24 protein-coding genes are annotated in these 24,178 nt (G+C 67.9%); 12 read left to right on the top strand and 12 right to left on the bottom strand.

Annotated features, from left to right (window positions below; all coding sequences use genetic code 11):
* Window positions 1–15: 15 nt before the first annotated feature.
* The gene (rlmN, locus tag H4F99_RS04005) at window positions 16–1,239 is read right to left on the bottom strand and encodes a dual-specificity RNA methyltransferase RlmN (protein ID WP_182668490.1); all 1,224 of its coding nucleotides are present in this window, start codon (window positions 1,237–1,239) and stop codon (window positions 16–18) included.
* Between the two features lie 88 nt (window positions 1,240–1,327).
* The gene (gene ndk, locus H4F99_RS04000; RefSeq protein WP_182668421.1) at window positions 1,328–1,753 is read right to left on the bottom strand and encodes a nucleoside-diphosphate kinase; all 426 of its coding nucleotides are present in this window, start codon (window positions 1,751–1,753) and stop codon (window positions 1,328–1,330) included.
* Between the two features lie 245 nt (window positions 1,754–1,998).
* Here ndk and H4F99_RS03995 point away from each other — a divergent pair, with 245 nt between their 5' ends.
* The 3 genes from H4F99_RS03995 to H4F99_RS03985 are packed head-to-tail and all read left to right on the top strand — an operon-like array spanning window position 1,999 to window position 6,287.
* Window positions 1,999–2,619, top strand: coding sequence for a TetR/AcrR family transcriptional regulator (locus tag H4F99_RS03995; protein WP_182668420.1), 621 nt, complete (start codon window positions 1,999–2,001; stop codon window positions 2,617–2,619).
* A 40-nt stretch (window positions 2,620–2,659) separates the two neighbouring features.
* Entirely contained in the window at window positions 2,660–5,047 is a 2,388-nt protein-coding gene (locus tag H4F99_RS03990) for a 3-hydroxyacyl-CoA dehydrogenase/enoyl-CoA hydratase family protein (protein ID WP_182668419.1), read from the top strand.
* 34 nt (window positions 5,048–5,081) lie between these two features.
* Entirely contained in the window at window positions 5,082–6,287 is a 1,206-nt protein-coding gene (locus tag H4F99_RS03985; protein WP_182668418.1) for an acetyl-CoA C-acyltransferase, read from the top strand.
* Window positions 6,288–6,376: 89 nt separating this feature from the next.
* Here the strand turns inward: H4F99_RS03985 and H4F99_RS03980 are convergent, their stop codons facing one another.
* The 10 genes from H4F99_RS03980 to cmk all read right to left on the bottom strand — a co-directional run bounded on the left by H4F99_RS03980 (window position 6,377) and on the right by cmk (window position 16,517).
* Window positions 6,377–6,709: a tRNA-binding protein gene (locus tag H4F99_RS03980; RefSeq protein ID WP_182668417.1), complete on the bottom strand. Its 333-nt coding sequence runs from the start codon at window positions 6,707–6,709 to the stop codon at window positions 6,377–6,379.
* 17 nt (window positions 6,710–6,726) lie between these two features.
* A complete protein-coding gene (locus tag H4F99_RS03975; protein WP_182668489.1) occupies window positions 6,727–7,932 on the bottom strand; it encodes an FAD-dependent oxidoreductase in 1,206 nt (401 codons plus the stop codon).
* Between the two features lie 177 nt (window positions 7,933–8,109).
* A complete protein-coding gene (gene galU / locus H4F99_RS03970) occupies window positions 8,110–9,027 on the bottom strand; it encodes a UTP--glucose-1-phosphate uridylyltransferase GalU (RefSeq protein WP_182668416.1) in 918 nt (305 codons plus the stop codon).
* Window positions 9,027–10,940 (bottom strand): polysaccharide biosynthesis protein, encoded by a 1,914-nt coding sequence (locus H4F99_RS03965; protein ID WP_182668415.1) that lies wholly within the window; start codon window positions 10,938–10,940, stop codon window positions 9,027–9,029. Before H4F99_RS03965 ends, galU begins: the two co-directional genes overlap by 1 nt.
* Before the next feature lie 4 nt (window positions 10,941–10,944).
* Window positions 10,945–11,961, bottom strand: a complete 1,017-nt coding sequence (locus tag H4F99_RS03960; RefSeq protein ID WP_182668414.1) for an MraY family glycosyltransferase — start codon at window positions 11,959–11,961, stop codon at window positions 10,945–10,947.
* Window positions 11,954–13,132: a lipopolysaccharide assembly protein LapB gene (gene lapB, locus H4F99_RS03955; protein ID WP_182668413.1), complete on the bottom strand. Its 1,179-nt coding sequence runs from the start codon at window positions 13,130–13,132 to the stop codon at window positions 11,954–11,956. The genes H4F99_RS03960 and lapB overlap by 8 nt, the downstream gene beginning before the upstream one ends.
* A 3-nt stretch (window positions 13,133–13,135) precedes the next feature.
* Entirely contained in the window at window positions 13,136–13,444 is a 309-nt protein-coding gene (locus tag H4F99_RS03950; protein ID WP_182668412.1) for a lipopolysaccharide assembly protein LapA domain-containing protein, read from the bottom strand.
* 88 nt (window positions 13,445–13,532) lie between these two features.
* Complete coding sequence (locus tag H4F99_RS03945) at window positions 13,533–13,838, bottom strand: integration host factor subunit beta (protein WP_182668411.1); 306 nt, start codon at window positions 13,836–13,838, stop codon at window positions 13,533–13,535.
* Between the two features lie 148 nt (window positions 13,839–13,986).
* Entirely contained in the window at window positions 13,987–15,672 is a 1,686-nt protein-coding gene (rpsA, locus tag H4F99_RS03940; RefSeq protein ID WP_182668410.1) for a 30S ribosomal protein S1, read from the bottom strand.
* Between the two features lie 167 nt (window positions 15,673–15,839).
* Window positions 15,840–16,517 (bottom strand): (d)CMP kinase, encoded by a 678-nt coding sequence (gene cmk / locus H4F99_RS03935; protein WP_182668409.1) that lies wholly within the window; start codon window positions 16,515–16,517, stop codon window positions 15,840–15,842.
* Window positions 16,518–16,676: 159 nt separating this feature from the next.
* Between cmk and ykgO the strand changes: the two genes are divergently transcribed.
* The 9 genes from ykgO (at window position 16,677) to H4F99_RS03890 (ending at window position 24,139) form a co-directional block, all read left to right on the top strand.
* The gene (gene ykgO / locus H4F99_RS03930) at window positions 16,677–16,802 is read left to right on the top strand and encodes a type B 50S ribosomal protein L36 (protein WP_010342887.1); all 126 of its coding nucleotides are present in this window, start codon (window positions 16,677–16,679) and stop codon (window positions 16,800–16,802) included.
* A gap of 176 nt (window positions 16,803–16,978) precedes the next feature.
* Window positions 16,979–17,308: a hypothetical protein gene (locus H4F99_RS03925; RefSeq protein ID WP_182668408.1), complete on the top strand. Its 330-nt coding sequence runs from the start codon at window positions 16,979–16,981 to the stop codon at window positions 17,306–17,308.
* Between the two features lie 7 nt (window positions 17,309–17,315).
* Window positions 17,316–18,353: an agmatine deiminase family protein gene (locus H4F99_RS03920; protein WP_182668407.1), complete on the top strand. Its 1,038-nt coding sequence runs from the start codon at window positions 17,316–17,318 to the stop codon at window positions 18,351–18,353.
* Window positions 18,354–18,425: 72 nt separating this feature from the next.
* Complete coding sequence (locus H4F99_RS03915; protein WP_182668406.1) at window positions 18,426–19,313, top strand: carbon-nitrogen hydrolase; 888 nt, start codon at window positions 18,426–18,428, stop codon at window positions 19,311–19,313.
* Window position 19,314: 1 nt separating this feature from the next.
* Window positions 19,315–19,872 (top strand): GNAT family N-acetyltransferase, encoded by a 558-nt coding sequence (locus tag H4F99_RS03910; RefSeq protein WP_182668405.1) that lies wholly within the window; start codon window positions 19,315–19,317, stop codon window positions 19,870–19,872.
* A gap of 73 nt (window positions 19,873–19,945) precedes the next feature.
* Window positions 19,946–20,554 carry a TetR/AcrR family transcriptional regulator gene (locus tag H4F99_RS03905; RefSeq protein WP_343064131.1) on the top strand — a complete coding sequence of 203 codons (609 nt, stop codon included), beginning with the start codon at window positions 19,946–19,948 and terminating at the stop codon, window positions 20,552–20,554.
* 26 nt (window positions 20,555–20,580) lie between these two features.
* Window positions 20,581–21,507, top strand: a complete 927-nt coding sequence (locus H4F99_RS03900) for an alpha/beta hydrolase (protein WP_182668403.1) — start codon at window positions 20,581–20,583, stop codon at window positions 21,505–21,507.
* Between the two features lie 102 nt (window positions 21,508–21,609).
* The gene (locus H4F99_RS03895) at window positions 21,610–22,848 is read left to right on the top strand and encodes a TraB/GumN family protein (RefSeq protein WP_182668402.1); all 1,239 of its coding nucleotides are present in this window, start codon (window positions 21,610–21,612) and stop codon (window positions 22,846–22,848) included.
* Between the two features lie 52 nt (window positions 22,849–22,900).
* Complete coding sequence (locus tag H4F99_RS03890) at window positions 22,901–24,139, top strand: porin (protein ID WP_182668401.1); 1,239 nt, start codon at window positions 22,901–22,903, stop codon at window positions 24,137–24,139.
* Window positions 24,140–24,178 lie beyond the last annotated feature (39 nt).

The following is a 24,178-nucleotide window of genomic DNA, read 5'->3' as shown; positions in this document are numbered from 1 at the left end:
TCCGACGTGCGGGCCTCAAGCCGCGGCATCGCCCGTCCCTCCGCGTGCATCCGCCTGCAACCGCTGGCGGAAGGCGGCCTGGCGCCGCGTCCTGTCGGTGACCTGGCCTTTCAGCTGGCCGCACGCGGCATCGATATCGTCGCCGCGCGTGCGGCGCACCGGCGCGATCATGCCGGCGTTGTTCAAGAGCTTCTGGAAAGCACGGATCGCGACGTCGTCGGGTCGCTCGAAGGCCGTGCCCGGGAACGGATTGAACGGAATCAGATTGACCTTGGCGGCATCCTTCATCTGCACGCGGCGGTCGAAGTCGCGCATCAGGCGGACCAGTTCCCGGGCATGTTCCGGCTGGTCATTGACGCCCTTCATCAGCGTGTACTCGAAGGTCACCGACGTGCCGCGCTTGCGCAGCGCGTAGCGCACGCAGGCGTCCATCAGCTCGGCGATCGGATACTTCTTGTTGAGCGGGACCAGCCGGGTGCGCAACTCGTCGTTGGCGGCGTGCAGGGAGACCGCCAGCGATACGTCGCTCTCTTCGCCTAGGCGGTCGATCATCGGCACCATGCCGGCAGTCGACAGGGTCACGCGCTTGTTGGCGAGGCCATAGCCCAGGTCGTCGCGCATGATGCTCATGGCGCGCACGACATTGTCGAAGTTCGCCAGCGGCTCGCCCATGCCCATCATCACCACGTTGGTGAGGCGGCGCTGCTGGTGCGGGACGTTGCCCAGGTGACGCGCGGCCACCCAGACCTGGCCGATCACCTCGGCGGTCGACAGATTGCGGTTGAAGCCCTGCGTGGCGGTCGAACAGAACTGGCAGTTCAGCGCGCAGCCGACCTGCGAGGACACGCACAGCGTGCCGCGCCCCTTGTCGGGGATGTAGACCGTCTCGATCGCGTTCTTCGCATCCATGCCGAGCAGCCACTTGTGGGTGCCATCGGTGGACGGTTTGTCGAAGATGACCTCGGGCGCACGCACCACCGCCTGCGTCTCGAGCTTGGCGCGCAGCGCCTTGCCCAGGTCGGTCATGCCGGCGAAGTCGGTGACGTGGCGGTGGTGGATCCACTTCATCACCTGGTGCGCGCGGAAGCGCTTCTCGCCCAGTTCCTGCTCGAAGAAGTCCTCGAGCGAGGTGCGGTCGAGATCGAAGATGTTGCGGCGGCCATCGACGGCCGCGGCCGTCTTCGCCGGGGACGGAGCCGTTGCCGGCTCCGCCTTGGCCCCCTGCCCTTCGAGGTCCATGACGGCATCGGCGGCGACCGGGTTGACGGTGCCGTCGTGCGCGTTCGGGTTGTCGTGCTGGATGGACATCTCGGGCAGGCGCGTGGGGTCAGCGTGCGAACACGTCGGTGGCGGGGAAGAAGTACGCGATCTCGATCGCGGCATTCTCCAGGCTGTCGGAACCGTGCACCGCGTTCGCATCGATGCTGTCGGCGAAGTCGGCGCGGATCGTGCCCGCTTCGGCTTCCTTGGGATTGGTGGCGCCCATCAGCTCGCGGTTCTTGAGCACGGCGCCCTCGCCCTCGAGGGCCTGGACCATCACCGGGCCGGAGATCATGAACTCCACCAGGGCATTGAAGAACGGACGCTCGCGGTGCACGGCGTAGAAACCTTCCGCCTCCGCACGCGAGAGATGCTTCATCTTGGCGGCCACGACCTTCAGGCCAGCCTTCTCGAAGCGGGAATAGATCTCGCCGATGACGTTCTTGGCGACGGCATCGGGCTTGATGATGGACAGGGTGCGCTCGAGCGCCATGGATGAAATCTCCGGTCAGGCGGGCCGCCCATGCCGGACGCTTTGGCCGGGAGCCCGAGAGTAACAGAAAAACCCGTGCCGGGGCACGGGTTTAGCCGACATGGCTGCGGTAATTGTAACGAGTTGTCGACGCGGCTGTCACTGCCTTGCTGAATCATCCATTGACGCGCTGCCCCTGCAGGCCTACGATCAAACAAGCGTTTGATTCATTGCCGCATCCCCTCCCCCAGCGAAGTCCACTCCCCATGGCGGCCACCGGCCATTTTTCCACCAAGGACCGCATCCTCGGCGCGGCCGAAGAGCTGTTCGCCCTGCATGGCTTCACCGGCACGTCGCTGCGCCAGGTCACCAGCCGTGCGGACGTCAACATCGCCGCGGTGAACTACCACTTCGGCAGCAAGGAGAACCTCGTCAACGAGGTCTTCCGCCGCCGAATGGACGACATGAGCGCGCGGCGCCTGTCGGGCCTCAAGAACGCTCTGTCGCAACACCCGGGCGAACTGGAACCGATCCTCGCGGCCTTCGTCGAGCCCGCACTGACCCTCGCGCAGGACCGTCATGGCGGTGCCGCATTCGTTCGCGTCATCGCGCGGGCCTACGCGGAAAAGAACGACAGCCTGCGGAAGTTCCTGTCCGACCACTACGGACACGTATTGCGGGAATTCGCCCGCGCCATCGCGGATGCGGTGCCTGCGTTGAGCAAGGAAGAGCTGTACTGGCGCCTGGACTTCCTGGCGGGCGCACTGACCTACGCGATGGCCGACTTTGGCCTGATCAAGCGACCCGCGGGCGTCAGCGAAGCCGTCCACCGCGAGCGTGCGGCCCGCGAGCTGATCCGCTTCGCCGCCGCCGGCTTCAAGAGCTGAGCCTCTTTTTTTACCGTTCTAAAACAAGGACTTGAAAGACATGTCTAAGAACATTTCTGTACGCCGCGCCGCGGTCCTGGGCGCCGGCGTGATGGGTGCCCAGATCGCCGCCCACCTCACCAATGCCGGCGTCGACACCGTGCTGTACGACCTTCCGGCCAAGGGCGGTGACCCGAACGGCATCGTCACCCGCGCCATCGCCAACCTCGCCAAGCTGAGCCCGGCCCCGCTGGCCGACAAAGCCCTGGCCGCCCGGATCACGCCGGCCAACTACGAGACCGGGCTGGAACTGCTGAAGGGCTGCGACCTGGTCATCGAGGCGATTGCCGAGCGGATGGACTGGAAGCAGGACCTCTACCGCAAGATCGCCCCCTTCGTCGCCGACCACGCGATCCTCGCCAGCAACACCTCGGGCCTGGGCATCAACGCCCTGGCCGACGTGCTGCCGGAACAGCTGCGCCACCGCTTCTGCGGCGTGCACTTCTTCAATCCGCCGCGCTACATGCACCTGGCCGAGCTGATTCCCGCCCGCTCGACCGACGCCAGCGTCCTGACCGGGCTGGAAACCTTCCTGACCACCACCCTGGGCAAGGGCGTGGTCATCGCCAAGGACACCCCGAACTTCATCGGCAACCGCATCGGCGTGTTCTCGATGCTGGCCGCGATGCATCACACCGAGGCGTTCGGCCTGGGCTTCGACACCGTCGACGCGCTGACCGGCCCGCTGATCGGGCGCCCGAAGTCGGCCACCTACCGGACCGCCGACGTGGTGGGCCTGGACACCATGGCCCACGTCATCAAGACCATGGCCGATACCTTGCCCGAGGATCCGTGGCACACGTACTTCAAGGCCCCCAAGTGGCTGCTGGGGCTGATCGAGAAGGGCGCGCTGGGCCAGAAGACGCGCGCCGGCGTCTACACCAAGCAGGGCAAGGACATCATGGTCTTGGACCTGGAGGCACAGGACTACCGCCCCTCGGCGGGCGAGCTCGACCCGGAGGTCGCCGCCCTGCTCAAGGAGCGCGACCCGGCCCGGAAGTTCGCCGCGCTGCGCGCCAGCGCGCACCCGCAGGCGAAGTTCCTGTGGGCATGCTTCCGCGACACCTTCCATTACAGCGCCTACCACCTAGAGTCGATCGCCGACACCGCGCGCGACGTCGACTTCGCGATGCGCTGGGGCTACGGCTGGTCGATGGGCCCGTTCGAGAGCTGGCAGGCGGCCGGCTGGAAGCAGGTTGCCGAGTGGATCGCCGAGGACATCGTGTCCGGCGACGCGATGAGCGCCGCGGCGCTCCCGGACTGGGTATTCGACGGCCGCGAGGGCGTGCACTCCGCCGACGGCAGCTACAGCCCGGCGCGCGACGCGAAGGTGCCGCGTTCGACCAACCCGGTCTATGCCCGCCAGCGCTTCCCCGACCCGCTGCTCGGCGAGCAGTTCCCGCAGGGCCGCACCGTGTTCGAGAACGACGGCGTGCGCCTGTGGGTGGACGAGACCGGAAGCGATGACGACGGCATCGCGGTGCTGAGCTTCAAGACCAAGATGCATACGGTCAACGACCAGGTGCTGGACGGCATCCAGGAGGCGATCGGCATCGCCGAGCGCGACTTCCGTGGCATGGTGATCTGGCAGCCGCGTGAGCCGTTCTCCGCGGGCGCCGATCTGGCCGGTGCGCTGGGCCTGCTGCAGGCGGGCGACGTCAAGGGCTTCGAGGCGATGGTGGCCAACTTCCAGGCGACCAGCCAGCGGATCAAGTACTCGCTGGTACCGGTGGTCGCGGCGGTCCGCGGGCTGGCGCTGGGCGGCGGTTGCGAATTCCAGATGCACGCCGCGCACACCGTGTTCGGCCTGGAAAGCTACGTCGGCCTGGTCGAGGCCGGCGTCGGCCTGCTGCCGGCCGGTGGTGGCCTCAAGGAGTTCGCGGTGCGCGCCTCCGAGCGCGCCGGTGCCAGCGGCGATGTCTTCGCCGAGCTGAAGACGGCCTTCGAGAGCGTGGCGATGGCCAAGGTCGCGACCTCGGCGATGGAAGCCAAGGCGCTGAAGCTGGCGCGCGAGGAAGACACGGTCGTGTTCAACGCTTTCGAACTGCTGCACGTGGCCAAGGCCCGGGCATTGGCGATGGCGGAGAGCGGCTACCGCCCGCCCCTGCCTGCCCGCGGGATCCGCGTCGCCGGCGACGTGGGCATCGCGACCTTCAAGATAATGCTGGTCAACATGCTCGAGGGCCGCTTCATCTCGCCGCACGACTACGAAATCGCCAGCCGCATCGCGACCGTCATGTGCGGGGGCGAGGTCGACAGGGACGCCCTGGTGGACGAGGACTGGCTGATCCGCCTGGAGCGCGAACACTTCGTCGCCCTGGCGCAGATGCCCAAGACCCAGGAGCGCATCGCCCACATGCTCAAGACCGGCAAGCCGCTCAGGAACTGATCCCGAATCACGAATCACGCTTTCGGAGAAAGCCATGAAACAAGTACAAGACGCCTACATCGTCGCCGCCACCCGTACCCCGGTCGGCAAGGCGCCGCGCGGCGTGTTCCGCAATACCCGCCCCGACGAGATGCTCGCGCACGTGCTGCGCAGCGTGGTCGCGCAGGCGCCGGGCATCGACACCCGCCGGATCGACGATGCGGTGATCGGCTGCGCCATGCCCGAGGGCGAGCAGGGCATGAACGTGGCGCGCATCGGCGTGCTGCTGGCGGGCCTGCCGAACACGGTGGCCGCCCAGACGATCAACCGCTTCTGTTCCTCCGGCCTGCAGGCGGTCGCCCTGGCCGCCAACGAGATCCGCCTGGGCAATGCCGACCTGATGCTGGCCGGCGGCACCGAGTCGATGTCGATGGTGCCGATGATGGGCAACAAGGTCGCGCTGAGCCCCGAGGTGTTCGCGCGCGACGAGAACGTCGCCATCGCCTACGGCATGGGCATCACCGCCGAGAAGGTCGCCGAGGAATGGAAGGTCTCGCGCGAGCAGCAGGATGCGTTCGCCCTGGCCTCGCACCAGAAGGCGATCGCCGCCATCGAGGCCGGCGAGTTCCGCGACGAGATCAGCCCCTACGAAGTGGTGTCGCACCAGCCCGACCTGGCCGGCAACACGGTTCGACTTCGCAAGCTGCTGGTAGAGAACGACGAAGGCCCGCGTCCGGACTCCTCGATGGAAGGCCTGGCCAGGTTGCGCCCGGTGTTCCGCAACGGCCAGTTCGGCGGCAGCGTCACCGCCGGCAACAGCTCGCAGATGAGCGATGGCGCCGGCGCGGTGCTGCTGGCCTCCGAGCAGGCGATCAAGGACCATGGCCTGACCCCGCTGGCCCGCTTCGTCAGCTTCTCCGTCGCCGGCGTGCGCCCGGAGGTGATGGGCATCGGTCCGATCGCCGCGATCCCGAAGGCGCTGGCGCAGGCGGGCCTCACCCGTGACCAGCTGGACTGGATCGAACTCAACGAAGCGTTCGCCGCCCAGGCCCTGGCCGTCATCCGCGACTGCGAGCTGGATCCCGGCAAGGTGAATCCGCTGGGCGGCGCGATCGCCCTCGGGCATCCGCTGGGTGCCACCGGCGCGATCCGCACGGCGACGATCCTGCACGGCCTGCGCCGTCGCCAGCAGAAGTACGGCATGGTGACGATGTGCATCGGCACCGGCATGGGCGCGGCGGGCATCTTCGAATCGCTCTGAGCCACCCTTCCCGGCGGTATCCGCCGGAATGCATGCGAAAACGGCGCCCCAGGGCGCCGTTTTCGTTGCCACCGTGGCAATGGGCTCCTTCAGGCCATGCGGGTGCCGTTGGGCACGGCACGCTCGAGCGTAGTGAGCACGACGCCCGCCTCGGTCGGGAAGCCCGTCAGCAGGAATTCGGACAGGAAGCGGCCCACCTGCTTGGGCGGGAAGTTGATCACGCCCACGACCTGCCGTCCCACGAGCGCGTCCGCCGCGTAGAGTTCGCGCACCTGCGCGCTGGTCTTGAGCACGCCATGCGGGCCGAAATCGACCCACAAACGCCATGCCGGCTTGCGGGCCTCGGGGAAGTCCTCCACGCGCAGCACCGTGCCGGCGCACAGCTGCACGCGCGCAAAATCCGCCCAATCGATCTTCGCCATTCCGGCGTCCTCCTGCGTCACCTCGTCGCCCTCCCTTCCCGCCACGCCTTCCATCCATCGCGCGCCATGGCCCACCAGTAACTCGACTGGGCGGCCGCGAATCCCAGCGGCTTCATCGCCGACACCAGGCCGTACCCATCGAAGCGCCGCCAGCGGGTGTCGCCTTCGGCAATGGCGCTGGCCAGCAGTTCCCCGGCATGGGTGGTCGGTGCGACGCCATGCCCGCCGAAGGCCTGTGCGAGCCACACGCCTTCGTCGAGGCATCCGATCTGCGGCATCTGGTGGCGTGCGTAGCTCATGCGACCGGACCAGGCATGCTCGATCTCCACCCCATCCAGTTGCGGGAAGACCTTGAGCATGTCGCGGTACAACAGCCGCATGACCGCTCGCGGCGAGCGCTCGCGAATCGAGATCCGGCCACCCCATAGCAGTCGGGTATCGGCCAGCGGTCGGTAGTAGTCGAACGCGAAGCGGGTGTCGTAAACCGCCGCCCGGGTCGCCATCACGGCCTCGAGTCGATCGCCCAGGGGCTGCGTGGTCATCACGTACGTCGAGATCGGCAACACGCTCGCATCCACCCGCCTGACGAGGCCCGCGAGATAACCACCGCATGCCAGCACGACCGTTTCCGCATCGACATGGCCGTCCGGCGTGTGGACGCGCCATCCCCGCGCCCTGCGCTCCAGCCCCACGGCCGGGGTGTCCTCGTGCACGACCGCGCCCCGCGCCTGCGCTGCCGACGCGAGTCCCTGGGCGTACTTGAGGGGATGGAAGTGGAAGGCATCACGCTCGAACAGGCCGTCGGCATAACGCGTCGTCCTGAGCAGATGGCGCAGACGCTCTTCTTCGATCCACTCCCATTGCACGCCGAACACCTCGTCGAGGAGGCGCTGACGGGTCCGCAGGACCGAAGGATCGCGAAACCAGTTGGCCCAGATCACGCCCGCATCGACCTGGTCGCATTCGATGGCATGGGCTTCGATCCGCTGCCGGATCAGTTGCACGGCGTGCCGGGTGCCGGCGTACATCACCCGCGCGCGGTCCCGACCCTCGGCACCCAGGAGACGCGCTTCATCGAGCGAGTACCCGCCGAAGACGAAGCCACCGTTGCGCCCGGACGCACCATGCCCGACGGAATGGGCCTCGAGCAGGACCACGCCCTGCGCACCGCGCTCCACCAGCCCCAGCAACGTATTCAGTCCCGCAAAACCGCCCCCGACCACGCAGACGCGCGCGTCGATCGCACCCCCAAGCGACGGGCGCGTCGCCGCCGGCGCCGTCCTTCGATACCACGTCCCGGGTTGCAACCCCGCATGCCGCGCCACGTGCGTCCCTCCCGGCGTTCTCGTATGCGTCCGGCAGACTAGCGCAGGCACGGCCGGGGTGAGCAGCGACGCCCGCTACTGGATCTCGCGAACGCCCAGTTCGTAAAGCGAGTCCTGCATCATCCGCGCCGCTGCGTCGCTGAGCTTTTCATGATCGAGCGCATAGCGAATGGTGGCCTCGATCAGGCCCAGGTGCGTGCCGCAATCGAAGCGGGTGCCCTTGAACCGGTACGCATTCACTGCCTCTTCTTCCAACAGGCTGGAAATGGCATCGGTCAGCTGTATCTCACCGCCCGCGCCCGGCCTCGTCGCCTCGAGCAGTTCGAAGATACGGGGTGCCAGCACGTAGCGGCCCACGACGGCCAACGTGCTGGGAGCATCCTGAGGCGCAGGCTTCTCGACCATCGCAGTGATACGCCCCTGTCGATCCGTGAAATCCTCGGTGGCGACAATGCCGTAGCTTCCTGTCTGTTCCTTGGGCACATCCTGCACCGCGATCATGCTGGCACCTGACGCCTCGGCAGCATCGGCCATCTGGGTCAGGGCTCCGGCCCCACGATTCCATATCAGGTCGTCGGGCAGCAGAACCGCAAAAGGCTCGTCGCCAATGACCTCCTTCGCGCAGAGGACCGCGTGCCCGAGGCCCTTGGCCTCGGACTGGGTGACGAACACGGCACGCACGCCCTCCGGAAGTACATGACGCACCAACTCGAGTTGCTGATGCTTGCCCGCCTTCTCCAGCCGCTGCTCCAGCTCGTAGGCCTTGTCGAAATAGTCCGCGACAGCATGCTTGTATCGATTCGTGACGAAGACCAAGGTGTCGCAGCCCGCTTCGATCGCTTCGTCCACTGCATACTGGATCAACGGCCGATCGATGATCGGGAGCATCTCCTTGGGAACGGTTTTCGTGGCGGGAAGGAACCGGGTGCCAAGGCCCGCGACGGGAAAAACGGCTTTTCGGATACGCTGGTAACGCGGTACTGCTTCTTGCATCAGATCTTCCTGGAAACGCGTGCTGGGAACGGTACGACGGTCGGACTGGCCAGGATGGCGGCTTCGGGCATGCTTTCCGGCGTGAAGTCAGGCACGGCCTCCCTCAAGAGTCGTGCCAGACGGTCACAATCGTAGCTTTGTGAAGCTTCACGCATTGCCGTCACCGCCTGATGGATATCGGTTGCCACCACATGCCGGGGCTCGGCCTGGAGGATCTGGGGGTGCGCAGTGGGCCGATAGCGCTCATCCGCGTGAAACAGCGTTTCGTGCAGTTTTTCGCCAGGCCGGAGACCTGTGTAGACGATCGCGATATCCCGGCCCGGTTGCTTGCCCGCCAGCCGGATCATCTGCTCGGCGAGCAGGCGAATGGGCACGGCCTCGCCCATGTCCAGGGTGTAGATCGCCTCGTGGGTGCCGATCGCCGACGCCTGCAGGATCAACTGGCAGGCCTCGGGGATCGTCATGAAGTAACGGGTCACGTCGGGATCGGTGACGGTGACCGGTCCGCCGGTCCTGATCTGCTCACGGAACAACGGCACGACGCTGCCCGCGGAATCCAGGACGTTGCCGAAGCGGACCGTGACGAACCGGGTCCGGTGCTCATGTGCCAGCGACTGGCACACCATCTCCGCCAGGCGCTTGGTCGCACCCAGCACGTTGACCGGATCGACTGCCTTGTCGGTACTGATGAGCACGAACGTGCCGACATCGGCATCCCGGCACGCACTCGCGACCGTGGCCGTCGCCAGCGCGTTGTTGCGCACCGCTTCACGCAGCTGCGCTTCGAGCAGCGGCACCTGCTTGTAGGCCGCGGCGTGGAAGACCGCCTCGGGTTCCGCGAGTTTCAGGGCATGGTGGATGACGGCCGGGTCGCCACAGTCACCGAGCACCGGGATGTACTCGAGGTCCGGAAAGTCCCGCTTCAGGGCCGCCTCGGTGGTCGTCAGCGCCAGTTCGTCGATTTCCACCAGGGCGATGCGCCGAGCGCCGTGGCGCGCGCACTGGCGGCACAGTTCGGAACCGATGGACCCGCCTGCACCGGTGACCAGCACCGAGCGCGCGCCCAGCCAGTGGCGGATCGCCTTCCAGTCCGGCAGCACCGGCTTGCGACCCAGCAGGTCCTCGATCGCCACTTCCTTCAGCTCGCCGGGCAAGGACCGGCCTTCCAGCACGTCCGCCAGCCTGGGCACCATCCGGAACGGGAGCCCGGTCCGCTCGCAGGCGATGACCACCCGCTGCAGCGCGTTGGCGTCCGCGGAAGGCATCGCGATCACCAGCAGCTTGGCGGCGGTCTCGCGTGCGATCTCCGCGACATCGCTGACCTGCCCCAGCACCGGAACGCCCTGGACCTTGGTGCCACGCATGCGCACCGCGTCGTCCAGGAACCCCACCGGCTGGTAGGTGCCAAACCGCCGCAGATCGCGGACCAGCGCTTCGCCTGCGTGACCGGCGCCCAGGATCAGGATGCGCACGGACGCGGACACGCCGCGCTCGGAGGAGGCGTCCTTCCACGCCCGGTAGAGCAGGCGCGGCATGCCGAGCAGCGCCATCAGGGTCAGCGGGTACAGCACCAGCACGGTCCGCGACACCAGTTCGAGCCGGTTGTACAGGGCCAGGCCCAGCGCGATCGCGAACAATCCAAGCGCACTCGCCTTGAAGATGTTCCACAGATCGGGGACCGATGCGAAACGCCACAGCCCCCGGTACAGGCCGACCTGCCAGAACACGAGTCCCTGCGCGATCAGCACGAGGGCGATCTCGGTGGACCACAGGGGCATCTCGGGGGGGTTGGGGAGGATGCCGAAACGCAGCCGGTGCAGGCCCTGCCAGACGATCCAGACCATCAAAAGGTCATGCGCGACCACGGCCACCCGGGGGACCAATGCGCTGAAGCGATCACGCCATGCACTCATAGGGTTACGTTTTCTCCTTGCGATCCGGCGGGACACCCTCCCCATCACGCTTCGAGCGCTGGGTGGCCAGCCACAAAATTGCCGCGGACATATACCATGCCGCGAGCATAGAAGACATGAAGATCGTCGTGACGCCCATGCGGGACAGGCCCAACCCGAGGCCCGCTCCCGCCACGGCCAGGGCCGCGAAAGCAAGCGTCACCGTGGGATGGCCCCAGCGACGCGCGGCCACCTGGTACGCATGCTGGACATGCGGTGTCCACCAGCGTTCGCCCCGCAGGATCCGCCGGCCAAGGGTCAGGCCGGCATCCACCATGAAGGGGGCCAGCGTCCCTGCGAGGATCAAGCCCGCCGCGGGCGCGACACCCGCCGCATGGACGACCAGCGCTCCCAGCAGGAAGCCGATGGCGCCGCTCCCGACGTCACCCATGAAAAGGCGAGCCCGGGGAAAGTTGAACGGCAGGAACCCCAGGCAGGCCGCGACCAGCAGGGCCGCCACCGCCCCCCCAAGGCCCGGGTCGACCAGGACCACCGTGGTGGCCACGACCGCAGCCTGCGAGGCGGCGATGCCGTCGATGCCATCCATGAAGTTCCAGACATTGGTCAACACCAGCGGCACGATGAAGCCCAGCATGGCCTGCCATGCGGGTGTCCCGTCCCACCACAGCCCGTAGGAGAACAGGCCGGCGGCCAGCGCATGGATGGCCAGGCGCCCCCACGGCGACACCGGCCGATGATCGTCGAGCCAGCCCGCCGCGGCGACGAGCACCATCCCGGTCCAGGCCGCCCACGCGGCTGCCGAAGCGTGCATCCCCAGGTACGCGACCGCCACCGGTGCGCCCAGTGCCACAGCGACCACGATCGCGATGCCACCTCCACGTGGCGTGGCGATCACGTGGCTGCGACGCTCTCCAGGTGCGTCGACCAAATTCCGCCGCAGCGCGTAGCGCCGCGCCGCCCAGGTTCCCACGAAGCTCAATCCCCACACCGCCAGCCACACGGGCAGCAGTGGCTCAGACAACGGCATAGTTCAGCAGCGGCTTGACCGAGCCCCATTCCTTGCAGCTCGGACACTGCCAGTGGTGGCTGCGTGCTCCGAAACCACACCGGTTGCACCGGTAGCTGGGATTTCGCACCAGCAACTGGTCGGTGATGTGCTTGAGGTCGTGCAGGGTCGCAAGCGGGTCGGCCGCCGCGGCGAGGGTCAGGTCGATGAGCGCCGCCTCGCCACGCACCGACGGCCGGTCCTTCAGCTGCCGCGCCAGATAGGCACGCGCCTCGCCCGCGCCCTCCTCCGCCTCGACCATGCGGGTCAGGGCGAGCACCGGTGCGATGCCCCGATAGTGCTCGCACATCTCCGACAGGAAGGCGCGCGCGCCCGTCGTCTCCCGCGTACGGTCGTAGCAGGACAGCAGCGCCGGGAGCACCTCCGGCAGGTAATCCGGATCGGCACGCGCGACGCGCTCGAAGGCCCGGATCGCCGCCGCGTCGCGGCCGGCCTCGACATCGATCCGACCCTCGATCATGCCCGCACGCACCGAGTTCGCGTCCGCCTCGTAGGCACGCGCAACGGCGGCCCGCGCCGCATCCACGTCCCCCGCGGCCCGGTGGCGCTCGGCCAGTTCGCACTCGAACTGGGCGATCAGCTTGCCCATCGGCTCGTCGGTGGCCGCCTCGTATCGCCGGGCGTTCTCGATCGCCTTGTCCCAGTCACGCTCGGACTGGTAGATCCCGATCAGGTGGCGCAGTGCCAGCGGTGCGCGCATGTCGAGCGCAACCAGGTCGCTGAAGACGGTTTCCGCCCGGTCGAGCAGGCCCGAGCGCATGTAGTCCTCGCCCAGCGCGAGCAAGGCCTGGACCTTCTGCGCATCGCTGAGCCCCTGGCGCTGGACCAGGGCCTGGTGCAGGCGGATGGCACGATCGACCTCACCGCGACGACGGAACAGGTGCCCGAGGGCGACCTGGGTCTCGAAGGTGTCCTTGTCGAGCTCCGCGATATGCAGGAACAGCTCGATCGCCTTGTCGGGCTGCTCGTTGAGCAGGTAGTTCAGGCCCCGGAAATAGGTGGTGGACAGGCGACTGACCTGGGTGTCGCTGTGGCGCTCTCCCCCGCGTCGACCCACTACCCAGCCACTGATGGCGGCAATCGGCAGGAGGAGGAAGAACCAGAACCACTCGCTGATGAAGTCCATGCGTCAGCGTGCCTCCGCGTCCGGCACGGGTTCCACGCGCGAAACGAGCGGCGGCGAAGTGCCCGGCCCTGCTTCGCGCCGGGCGCGTTCCAATCGTGCCAGGCGACGGCGCAGCGGCAGCACCACGCTTGCGGCGATCGCCATGCCACCGAGCAGGACGCCCGACAACAGCGAGACCAGCACCGCGACGCCCAGCGTCGTGCCAATCCTGACGAACGCCAGGTCGATGCTCACCAGGTCACGGTTCAATGCGCCAACGATGGCGCCGGCCGCGACGCAGGCAAGGGCAATGAGGATGCGGAACAAGCGCATGTCGATCTCTGTCATGCGGTGGGGGCGGCGCTAGCTTAGCCGACATGGCGTCGACGGTTCAGCACGGCCCCGGTATCGCCGGACCCGGTCAGGGGGCCGGATCGCCCAGCGGCATCACGTCGCTGACGCGCTCCCGCAGCTCCTTGCCCGGTTTGAAGTGGGGCACGTGCTTGCCGGGCAGCGCGACCGACTCCCCCGTTTTCGGGTTGCGACCCATGCGGGGCGGACGGTAGTGCAACGAAAAACTGCCGAAACCCCGGATCTCGATCCGGTCTCCGCCCGACAGCGAGCCACTCATCATCTCCAGCAAGGCCTTGACCGCGAGGTCCACGTCGTCGCCCTTCAGGTGGGCCTGGCGCTGGGACAGGATCTCGATCAGTTCGGACTTGGTCATGGGCGACGCGGATCACTCGCTTGGAACGGACGTTGCCACAGGACCCCCTGCCCTGCGGCGCGCACCCCGTCGGTGGCGCGGTACTGCAAGCCAGGGCGGCCCGGCGTTCGCTGGGCCGCCCCGGTACTACGGTCGCAACGCGTGCGACTTACTCCTTGCCACCCAACTGCTCGCGCAGCAGCGCGCCCAGCTTGGTGGTGCCGCTGGCGGCATCGGCATTGGCGCGGTTGTAGTCGGCCACGGCCTCCTGCATCTCCGCGGCGTCCTTGGCCTTGATCGACAGCTGCATCACGCGGCCCTTGCGGTCCATGCCGATGAAGCGGGCTTCGATCGGATCGCCGGCCTTGAGGTGCTTGGTGGCGTCGTCGACGCGCTCTTCCGAGATGTCGCGGGCGGCGATGTAGCCCTCCACGCCATCGCTGAGCTCGACCACGGCGCCCTTGGCGTCGACTTCCTTGACGGTGCCGCTCAGCATCGAACCCTTGGCGTTGGAGGCCATGAACTGGCCCAGCGGGTCCTGCTCGAGTTGCTTCAGGCCCAGGCTGATGCGCTCACGCTCCGGGTCGACCGCCAGCACGACGGCCTCCAGGGTGTCGCCCTTCTTGAAGTTGCGGACCACGTCCTCGCCGGTGGTGTTCCAGCTGATGTCGGACAGGTGCACCAGGCCGTCGATGCCGCCGTCCAGGCCGATGAAGATGCCGAAGTCGGTGATCGACTTGACCTGGCCTTCGACCTTGTCGCCCTTCTTGTGGATGACCGCGAAGGTCTCCCACGGGTTGGCCGAGACCTGCTTCATGCCCAGCGAGATGCGGCGACGCTCCTCGTCGACGTCCAGGACCATGACCTCGACCTCGTCGCCGACCTGGACGATCTTGGACGGGTTGACGTTCTTGTTGGTCCAGTCCATCTCGGACACGTGCACCAGGCCCTCGACGCCCGGCTCGATCTCGACGAACGCGCCGTAATCGGTGACGTTGGAGACCTTGCCGAACACGCGGGTCTGCGACGGGTAACGGCGCGAGATGTTGTCCCACGGATCCTCGCCCAGCTGCTTCAGGCCCAGGCTGACGCGGTTGCGCTCGCGGTCGTACTTGAGCACGCGCACTTCCAGCTCCTGGCCGACCTCGACCACCTCGGACGGGTGGCGCACGCGCTTCCACGCCATGTCGGTGATGTGCAGCAGGCCATCGATGCCACCGAGGTCGACGAACGCGCCGTAGTCGGTGAGGTTCTTGACGACGCCCTTCAGGACGGCGCCCTCGACCAGCTTCTCCATCAGCTGCTCGCGCTCGGCGCTGTACTCGCTCTCGACCACCGCACGGCGGGAGACGACGATGTTGTTGCGCTTGCGGTCGAGCTTGATGAGCTTGAACTCCAGCTCCTTGCCCTCGAGGTACGCGGAGTCGCGGACCGGACGGACGTCGACCAGCGAACCAGGCAGGAAGCCGCGGACGTCGCGGATGTCGACGGTGAAGCCGCCCTTCACCTTGCCGCTGATGCGACCGGTGATGGTCTCGTTCTTCTCCAGCGCTTCCTCCAGCTCGTCCCACACCATCGCGCGCTTGGCCTTCTCGCGCGACAGCACGGTCTCGCCGAAGCCGTTCTCGATGGAGTCCAGGGCGACCTTGACCTGGTCGCCCTCGGCGACGTCGATCTCGCCGTCGTCGTTACGGAACTGTTCGATCGGCACGATGCCTTCGGACTTCAGGCCGGCGTTGATGACCACGACGTCGCCGCGGACTTCCACGACGGTGCCGGTGACGATGGCGCCGGGCTTCAGCTTCGCCAGGTTCTGCTGGCTCTGCTCGAACAGTTCTGCAAATGATTCGGTCATTGTTTGGTTACTCGGTTGAACACACGGGCCGGATGCGTGCCTTGCGAGGCACGTCGGGCAGCCAGCCCACCCGTTGAGATATGGCACGATGCCGCTGTGCCACGTGCAGTGGATGGATCCGCCGCGGATGCGACGGACTTCGGACCTGCCGCTGGAGACGCGGGCGCCTAGCCCTCGCGGGGCACCAGCGCCAGCACCTGCTCGACGACGTCCTCGATGGACAGGCCGGTGGTATCGATGTGGACGGCGTCATCGGCCGGCCTCAAGGGCGCCACCGCGCGCTGGGCGTCGCGGGCGTCGCGGGCCAGGATCTCCCGCAGCAGACCGTCCAATGTAACCGAAACCCCCTTGTCATTCAACTGCTTATAGCGCCTTTGCGCGCGCTCGTCGGCGCTGGCGGTCATGAAGACCTTGAACGGGGCATCCGGGAAGATGACGGTGCCCATGTCGCGGCCGTCCGCGACCAGGCCCGGAGGCTGCCGGAACGCCCGCTGGCGGTCCTTGAGCGCGGCCCTGATTTCAGGGATGGCGGCGATCGCCGAAGCCGCGGCACCGGCGGTTTCCGTCCGCAGTTCGTCGGTGGCGTCGACGTCGTTGACCAGCACCCGCAACTCGCCCGCCGCATCGTCGCGGAAGCCGATGCGGGTATCGAACGTGCAGCGCACCAGGGCGCCATGGTCATCCAGGTCGAGGTCGGCCCAGCCCGCCGCGACACCCACGGCCCGGTACAATGCCCCCGAGTCGAGGTAGTGCCAGCCCAGGCGCTGGGCCACGCGCCGGCTGATGGTGCCCTTCCCTGAACCGGAGGGGCCGTCGATGGTCAATACGGGAGCGTTGGTCGTCATCCGGGCATTATGGCCGAGCCCATGGACCACCGACAGCCGCCTGGGACCACCGACAGCCGCCTGAACGGCATCGCCAAGTCCTTGCACTACAAACAAAAATGCCGCTATAATCGCCGGCTTGATTCATCTTTCCGCTTCTTTTCTCTGCCGAGGTCTGTCATGAAGGTCCTGTCCTCCCTGAAGTCGGCGAAGGCCCGTCACCGCGACTGCAAGGTCGTCCGCCGTCGTGGCAAGGTCTTCGTGATCTGCAAGTCCAACCCCCGTTTCAAGGCGCGCCAGCGCTGAGACAGGCTGGGCCTGCTGTTCCGGAAAAGCCGCCGCAAGGCGGCTTTTTCGTTCCGGGGCCCTATGCCCGCCCCGACCCGCCCGTCGCGAATTGCGCATTCCGTGACGACCGCCGCCTGCGCCTGAACCGGCGGTTGCGCCTACAATCCGGGGTATCCCAAGCGAGGATCGCCACGATGCACTTCCGCCGTTCCCTGGTTGCACTCACCGTCCTGGCCGCGCTGTCCGGCGCTGCGTCCGCGGATACCCTCCTGATCGAGCGCGTGCAGGAGACGGAATCCGCCGCCCTGCCCGCGCGCGGCATGACCATGCAGCAGGTCGAGGCACGCTTCGGCGCGCCCAGCCAGCGCATGGACCCGCGTGGGGGCCAGAAGCGCCAGTGGCCGACCATCAACCGCTGGGTCTACCCCGCGTTCACGGTGTACTTCGAGAAGAATCGCGTGATCGACGCGGTAGCCAACCAGGCAGGCGCCGACGAAATCGGCCCCAAGCCCCCGATCGACTGAGAGTTCAATGCTCGAGAACGCACCGCGTTTCCCGGCGGAGTGGGAGCCCCAGTCCGCCGTCCTGATTGCATGGCCGCATGCCGAAACCGACTGGGCCGATCGGCTGGGCGAGGTCGAGGAGACCTACATCGCGCTGGTCGCCGCCATCACCCGCTTCCAGCCGGTGGTGGTGGTCGTCGCCGACGCCGACGTGGAGACCTATGCCGAGATGCGGCTGCGCTCCAACCGGATCGACATGGACCGGGTGCGTTTCGTCGAGGCCCCCTACGACGACACCTGGCTGCGCGACTCGGGGCCGATCACCCTGCGCCGCGCGTCCGGCTTCCATCTGCTGGATTTCCGTTTCACCGGCTGGGGCGGCAAGTTCGATGCCGCGCGCGACGATGCCCTCGTCTCGGCCCTGCAGGACCTCGGGTTGTTTGTTAGGAGCCAACGGCAGGTCGTTGATTTCGCACTGGAAGGTGGAGCGATCGATACCGATGGCCAGGGCACGCTGCTGACCACCTGGCAGTGCCTGCACGAGCGTCATCCCGGTTTGGACCGCGACACGCTCTCGGCCCGCCTCGCCGACTGGCTCGCCCAGGACCGCGTGCTGTGGCTGGACCACGGCTATCTGGAAGGCGACGACACCGACGCCCACGTCGATACCCTCGCCCGCTTCGCCGCGGTGGACGCGATCGTCTACCAGGCCTGTGACGACCCGACCGACAGCCACCACGCCGAACTCACCGCCATGGGTGAGGAACTGGCGGCGTTGCGGACCCGGGACGGCCAGCCGTACCGGCTGTTCCCCTTGCCGTGGGCGCGCCCCGTGATCGATGACGGGCGCAGGCTGGCCGCCAGCTATGCGAATTTCCTGATCATCAACGGCGCGGTGCTGATGCCGGCCTATGGTGACCCGGCCGATGCGGAGGCTGCCGAGGTCCTGGCGCGCGCGTTTCCGGACCGTGAGATCGTGCCGCTGCCCTGCCGCCCGTTGATCTGGCAGAACGGCAGCCTGCACTGCATCACCATGCAGTTGCCGGATGGCCTCGTCGCCGCCTGACGCTGCCTGAAGCCGCTGCACGCCGGCGCGTCCGACCTACAATCGACCTCCCCGCCCTGCGCTCCGATACCGATGGCCCACAAGAAGACCCTTCCCGTTGCCCTGATCCAGGAAAAAAACCACGGTGGCGCCGAGGAGAACCTGGCCGTCATCGAGGATCGCGTCGCCGAAGCCGCGCGACGGGGGGCGAAGCTCGTGCTGCTGCAGGAACTGCACAACGGGCCGTATTTCTGCCAGCACGAGTCGGTCGACGAGTTCGACCTGGCCGAGCCCATCCCGGGCCCGTCCACCGAGCGGCTCGGCCGCCTCGCGAAGCAGCACGGCATCGTGCTGGTCAGCTCCCTGTTCGAGAAGCGCGCGACCGGGCTGTACCACAATACCGCCGTGGTCTTCGACGCCGACGGTTCGGCCGCCGGCAAGTACCGCAAGATGCACATCCCGGACGACCCGGGCTTCTACGAGAAGTTCTACTTCACCCCGGGCGACATCGGGTTCGAGCCGATCGACACGTCGGTCGGACGCCTGGGCGTGCTGGTGTGCTGGGACCAGTGGTATCCCGAGGGTGCCCGGTTGATGGCGCTGGCCGGTGCCGAGCTGCTGCTCTATCCGACCGCGATCGGCTGGGACCCTGACGATGCGCAGGACGAGAAGAGCCGCCAGCGCGATGCCTGGGTGCTGAGCCATCGTGGCCACGCGGTCGCGAACGGCTTGCCGGTGCTGAGCTGCAACCGCGTCGGCCATGAGGCCTCGCCGATGGGGGCCTCGGGCATCGACTTCTGGGGCAACAGCCACGTGCTGGGGCCGCAGGGCGAATTCCTGGCCGAGGCCGGCGGCGATCCGACGATCCTTACCGTCGAGGTCGACATGCAGCGCAGCGAGCACGTCCGGCGGATCTGGCCGTTCCTGCGCGATCGCCGGATCGACGCCTATGGCGACCTGCTGAAGCGCTACCGCGACTGACATGGAGCCGGGCACGGTGGTGCTCCGGGCCGCGACCGCCGACGATATCCCGGCGATCGCGGCCCTCTATGCCGACGAAGTGCGCGACCACGTCGCCACCTACGAATACGACGCGCCGGACGCCGCCGAGATGCTGCGCCGATGGCGGCATCTGGTCGACCATGGTTTTCCCTACGTGGTCGCCCATCTGGACGGTGGCTTCGCCGGTTACGGCTACGCGGGCCCTTACCGTGGGCGGATCGGGTACCAGTGGACGGTCGAAGACACCGTGTACGTGCGGCCGGACTGCCACGGCCGAGGCGTGGGCCGGGCGCTGCTGCAACGGTTGATCGACGATTGCGCCGCGATGGGCTTCCGCCAAATGGTCGCGGTGATCGGGGATGGCAGCAACTCGGCGTCGGTCGCCCTCCATGAGCGGCTCGGGTTCCAGACGGTCGGCGTGTTCCGTGGCCTGGGCCGCAAGCAGGAGCGCTGGCTCGACACCGTGCAGATGCAGCGTGCGCTCGGCGACGGAGTCGCGACGGCACCTGCAGGCCCGGCGGTCAACTGGCCGCGCTGAAGGCCGGGCATGGTGGGTGATAAGCTGACGAACGGTCGTTCTATTTATGACCGGGCGTGCTATTTTCGCGTCCGTGAACGCCCTCACCGCGACCCGTAAAGGCGCTTCGACGCGCGACGCCATCATCGACCAGGCCTACGCCATTGCGTGCGTTGGCGGACTTGAGAGCCTGTCGATCGGCCCGCTCGCCCAAGCGGTCGGCATGTCGAAAAGCGGCGTTTTCGCCCATTTCGGCTCCCGGGAAGACCTCCAGCTTGCGGTCCTGGACGCTGCCGGCGAGCGCTTTTTCGACGCCGTGGTCCCACCGGCCCTGCGACAGCCCCGCGGCCTCGCCCGGCTGCGCGCCATCATGGACGGCTGGTTCGACTGGGTGCGGCAGAACGAGGGCGGCTGCCTGCTGGTCGCCGCGGTGACCGAGTACGACGACCGCCCCGGCCCGCTGCGCGACCGCGTGCTGGCCCAGCAGCAACGCTGGCGCGGCGAGCTGGCCCGTGCCGTTGCATTGGCGGTGGATACCGGTGACCTCGCGAGCGGTTGCGATCCCGCGCAGATCGCCTTCGAGCTGTATTGCATCGCACTCGGCGTCCACCACGACGCAGGGCTTTTCGGATACGAGGCCACGCTTGCCCGGGGGCGTCGCAGTCTCGACCGGCTTCTCGGCGCGCTGTCGTCGCCCCACTGACCCCTCCCCCGACCAGGAAGACCGCCATGGCCGCCGTCGCACCCAACTTTAGCACGACCGTTCGAACTAATATTCAACTCGGCCTGCTTCGAGCCGGCTTCAGGCTGGGCGGCTGGATCGCACCCGACTCCACCGCCCGTCGGGCCGGCCGGCTGTTCGGGACGCCACTGGTACCGGCGCGACGCCGCGCCCAACGGGCGACCCAGGCAGGTGCCCGGCGCGGCCAGCTGGGCTCGGGCGACACCGCGCTGACGACGTACGCGTGGGGTAATCCGGGGAGCGAGCCGTACATCCTGTTTTCGCACGGCTGGTCGAGCCACGGCACCCGTGTCGTCGCGTGGCTCCCGGCCCTGCGGCGCGCCGGATTCGCCGTGGTCGCGTTCGACCAGCAGGGCCATGGGCTGAGCCCGGGCAGCTTTGCCGCCTTGCCCGACTTCGTGCGCGGCCTGCAACGCGTGGGCGAGCACTTCGGGCCCGCACATGCCGTGCTGGGCCACTCCCTGGGCGGGGCCGCCGCCATGCTCGCGCTGGAGGCAGGCTTGCAGGCCAGGCTCGCTCTGCTGGTGGCCCCGGCCGCTGATGCAGTCAGCGCGAGTGACCGGTTCGCCGGATTCGTCGGCCTGAGCCGGAAGGTCCAGCAAAGGATGCTGGGCCAGTTCGAAGCCGAATACCGGATCCGCTTCGCCGCCATGCAGGTGCATGCCGTCGCGCCCCGCCTGGCGCAGCCCGCGCTGGTGCTGCATGACCTGGAAGACCGCGAAGTGCCGTGGCACGAGGGCGAGGCCTACGCCCGCCATTGGCCCGATGCGCGCCTGCTCAGCACGCAGGGCCTGGGGCATCGCCGCATCCTGGATGCGCCGGACGTGATCGACGCCGGGCTTCGCTTCCTCAATGGCGACATCGTGGGCGAGCGCGTGGTCTCCAGCCCGAACCTGCCCTTCGGCCTTGCCTGACGGCCGGTCGTGACATCCTGGAGGATCCTACGTGGCTTGTCTGCCGGGTCATGGCCCCAATATCGTGCGGGTTGCCCGGGACCGCCCCGAGATGGAGCCACGATGAGCGAAGCCGCTGCCGCCACCCCGCCCGCCCGCTGGCAGGACCAGCCCCACCAGGTGGTCGAGCGCGATGGCGTTCGCTACACCCTGCTGGGCACCGCGCACGTGTCGCACTCCAGCGTGGAGGCCGTGCGTGATGCCATTGCCGGTGGCGGGTTCGACGCCGTCGCGGTCGAGCTCGATGCGCAGCGCCTGCAGGCGCTGACCGACCCGGATGCCCTCGCCCGTCTCGACCTCGTGCAGGTCATCCGCAATGGCAAGACCGCATTGTTCGCAGCCAACCTCGCCCTCGCCGCGTACCAGCGACGGCTTGCGGAGCAACTGGGCGTCCAGCCGGGCGCTGAACTCAAGCAGGCCGTACTGGATGCGCGCGAGCGGGGCCTGCCGGTCGAACTGATCGACCGCGACGTGGGCCTGACCTTCAAGCGGGCCTCGAACCGCCTGGGCTTCTGGGGGCGCGCCAAGCTGGGTGGCGGCCTGCTGGCGGGCCTGCTGGTCGACGAGCCGGTAGCCGAAGACGACATCGAAAAACTGAAGACCGGCGACATGCTGGAATCCAGCTTCAGCGAATTCGCCAGCGACACGCCCGCGCTGTACGACACCGTGATCGCGGAGCGCGACCGGTACATGGCGGCACGGCTGCGCGAAGCGAGCGCGGAACGCCGGGATCGCGGTGCGCCGGTCGACGACGTGCTCGCAGTCGTGGGCGCAGGCCATCTGCAGGGCCTCGCACGCCACCTGGCGGAGGACAGCCAGGCACCAGGGCCCGTGCTCGGCGAACTGGAAGCGCTTCCCTCGAAGAGCAAGGTACCGTGGTTCACGCTGTTCCTGTGCGCGTTCGTGCTGGGCGGGTTCGCCTGGGGGTTCTGGCAAGGCGGACTGGATGTTGGCTCCGAGCTGATGCTGCAGTGGGTCCTCGCGACCGGCCTGCTGGGTGCACTGGGCTGCGCGATCGCCGGTGGTCACCCGCTGAGCATCCTCGTGGCCTTCGTCGCATCGCCGATCACGCCCCTCCATCCGGCACTTGCTTCCGGCACGCTCAGCGCACTGACCGAGGCCTGGCTGCGCAAGCCCACTTACGCGGATTTCATGGCGCTGCGCGAGGACGTTGGCACGCTGAAAGGCTGGTGGCGCAACCGGGTCGCGCGCGTGCTGCTGAACTTCTTCCTGACCAGCCTCGGCACCGCGATCGGCGTGTGGACCGGTGGCCTGCGGATGCTGGGCCAACTGGTGGGCTGAGGAGCGACGCCCCTTCGCCCGGCGACGACGCGCGTGCCTGCAGCATGCGGGCATGAGGTCCACCGCTGCCAACGCCTGCCAGACGACGCCCCGAGTGCCGCATGCGTCGGCGGTGAGGTTCGGTCGACTGGGTGGCGTGGCCTGCCTGTGGGTGGCGGCGTCGACGCAAGCGCAGGCGCCCTCCGCCGCGGGCTGGGACGTCGACTACGAAGAGCGGCGCCTCGTGGTGCGCTCGCCTGGAGACGGGTGGATACTCGAGCCGCAGATCCGCCTGCAGACGCGCTTCAGCGATCCCTTCGCCGACGTGCCCCGGACGCTGGATGGCCTTCGCCATCCGTCGGGCAGCGAGCTGGAGGTGCGACGCTCGCGCTTCAAGCTGGACGTACAGCTTGGCACGCCCGAACTGACGCTCTATTCCGAAACCGAGCTGCAGGGCATGGAGCAGTTGGATCTTCGCGTGACCTGGGAGCCCCGCGACGACATCGGCCTGCGGGTCGGGCAGTGGAAGCCGGAGTACAACCGCGAGCGCCGGGACTCGTCGGGGGCACAGCAGTTCGTCGACCGCTCCATCGTCAACCGCGACTTCACGCTCGATCGCCAGCAGGGCGTGATGATGTTCGGCCGGATCGGCGCCGGGACTGCATTCGACACCAGCGCATGGTTGGGTATGTTCGGCGGCTCGGGCCGCGACCGGTTCAACGACGGCGGGCGGCTCATGCACATGGCACGCCTGCAGTGGAACCCGGCCGGGGCGGTGCTGCCCTTCTCGCAGGGCGACCTCGCGCGTCGCCCCACGCCGGTCGGCTCGGTGGCGATCGCCGCCATGCGCAATCGCAGCCGCTTCACGCGGTACTCATCGGACGGTGGCGGTCAGCTCGACGGCTATGCCGACGGCACGGTCGACCAGTACGCGCTCCGTCAGTGGATGTTCGAGACTGCGCTCCATTGGCGCGGCTTTTCCTGGCAACAGGAATGGCACCACAAGCGGGTCGAGGACCGCGTGCAGGGCGGCCGACGCTACCTGGAGGGTTTCTACGCCCAGGCGGGCTGGTTCCCGAGCGAGTACTGGCCGGCCGTGCCCCGCCCCCTGGAAGTTGCCGTGCGCTATGCACGGGTCGACCCGGGGGTGCCCGGACATGGCCCCGGCCGCGAAGCCAGCATAGGCGCCAACTGGTACTTCGATGGGCACCGCAACAAGCTGGACTTCGACGTGACCCGCCTGGGCCTCACCGAAGGCGGCGAAAGCGACCATGGCTGGCGCGCGCGCGTCCAGTGGGACGTCTCCTTCTGAACGCGCAGCCCACCCGATGGGCACGCCCTGGGCCTTGCG

Source organism: Marilutibacter penaei (genome assembly GCF_014145395.1).
Classification (GTDB): domain Bacteria; phylum Pseudomonadota; class Gammaproteobacteria; order Xanthomonadales; family Xanthomonadaceae; genus Marilutibacter; species Marilutibacter penaei.
The sequence above is the reverse complement of the archived record's forward strand: the minus strand, read 5'-3'. Positions and strand labels throughout refer to the sequence as shown.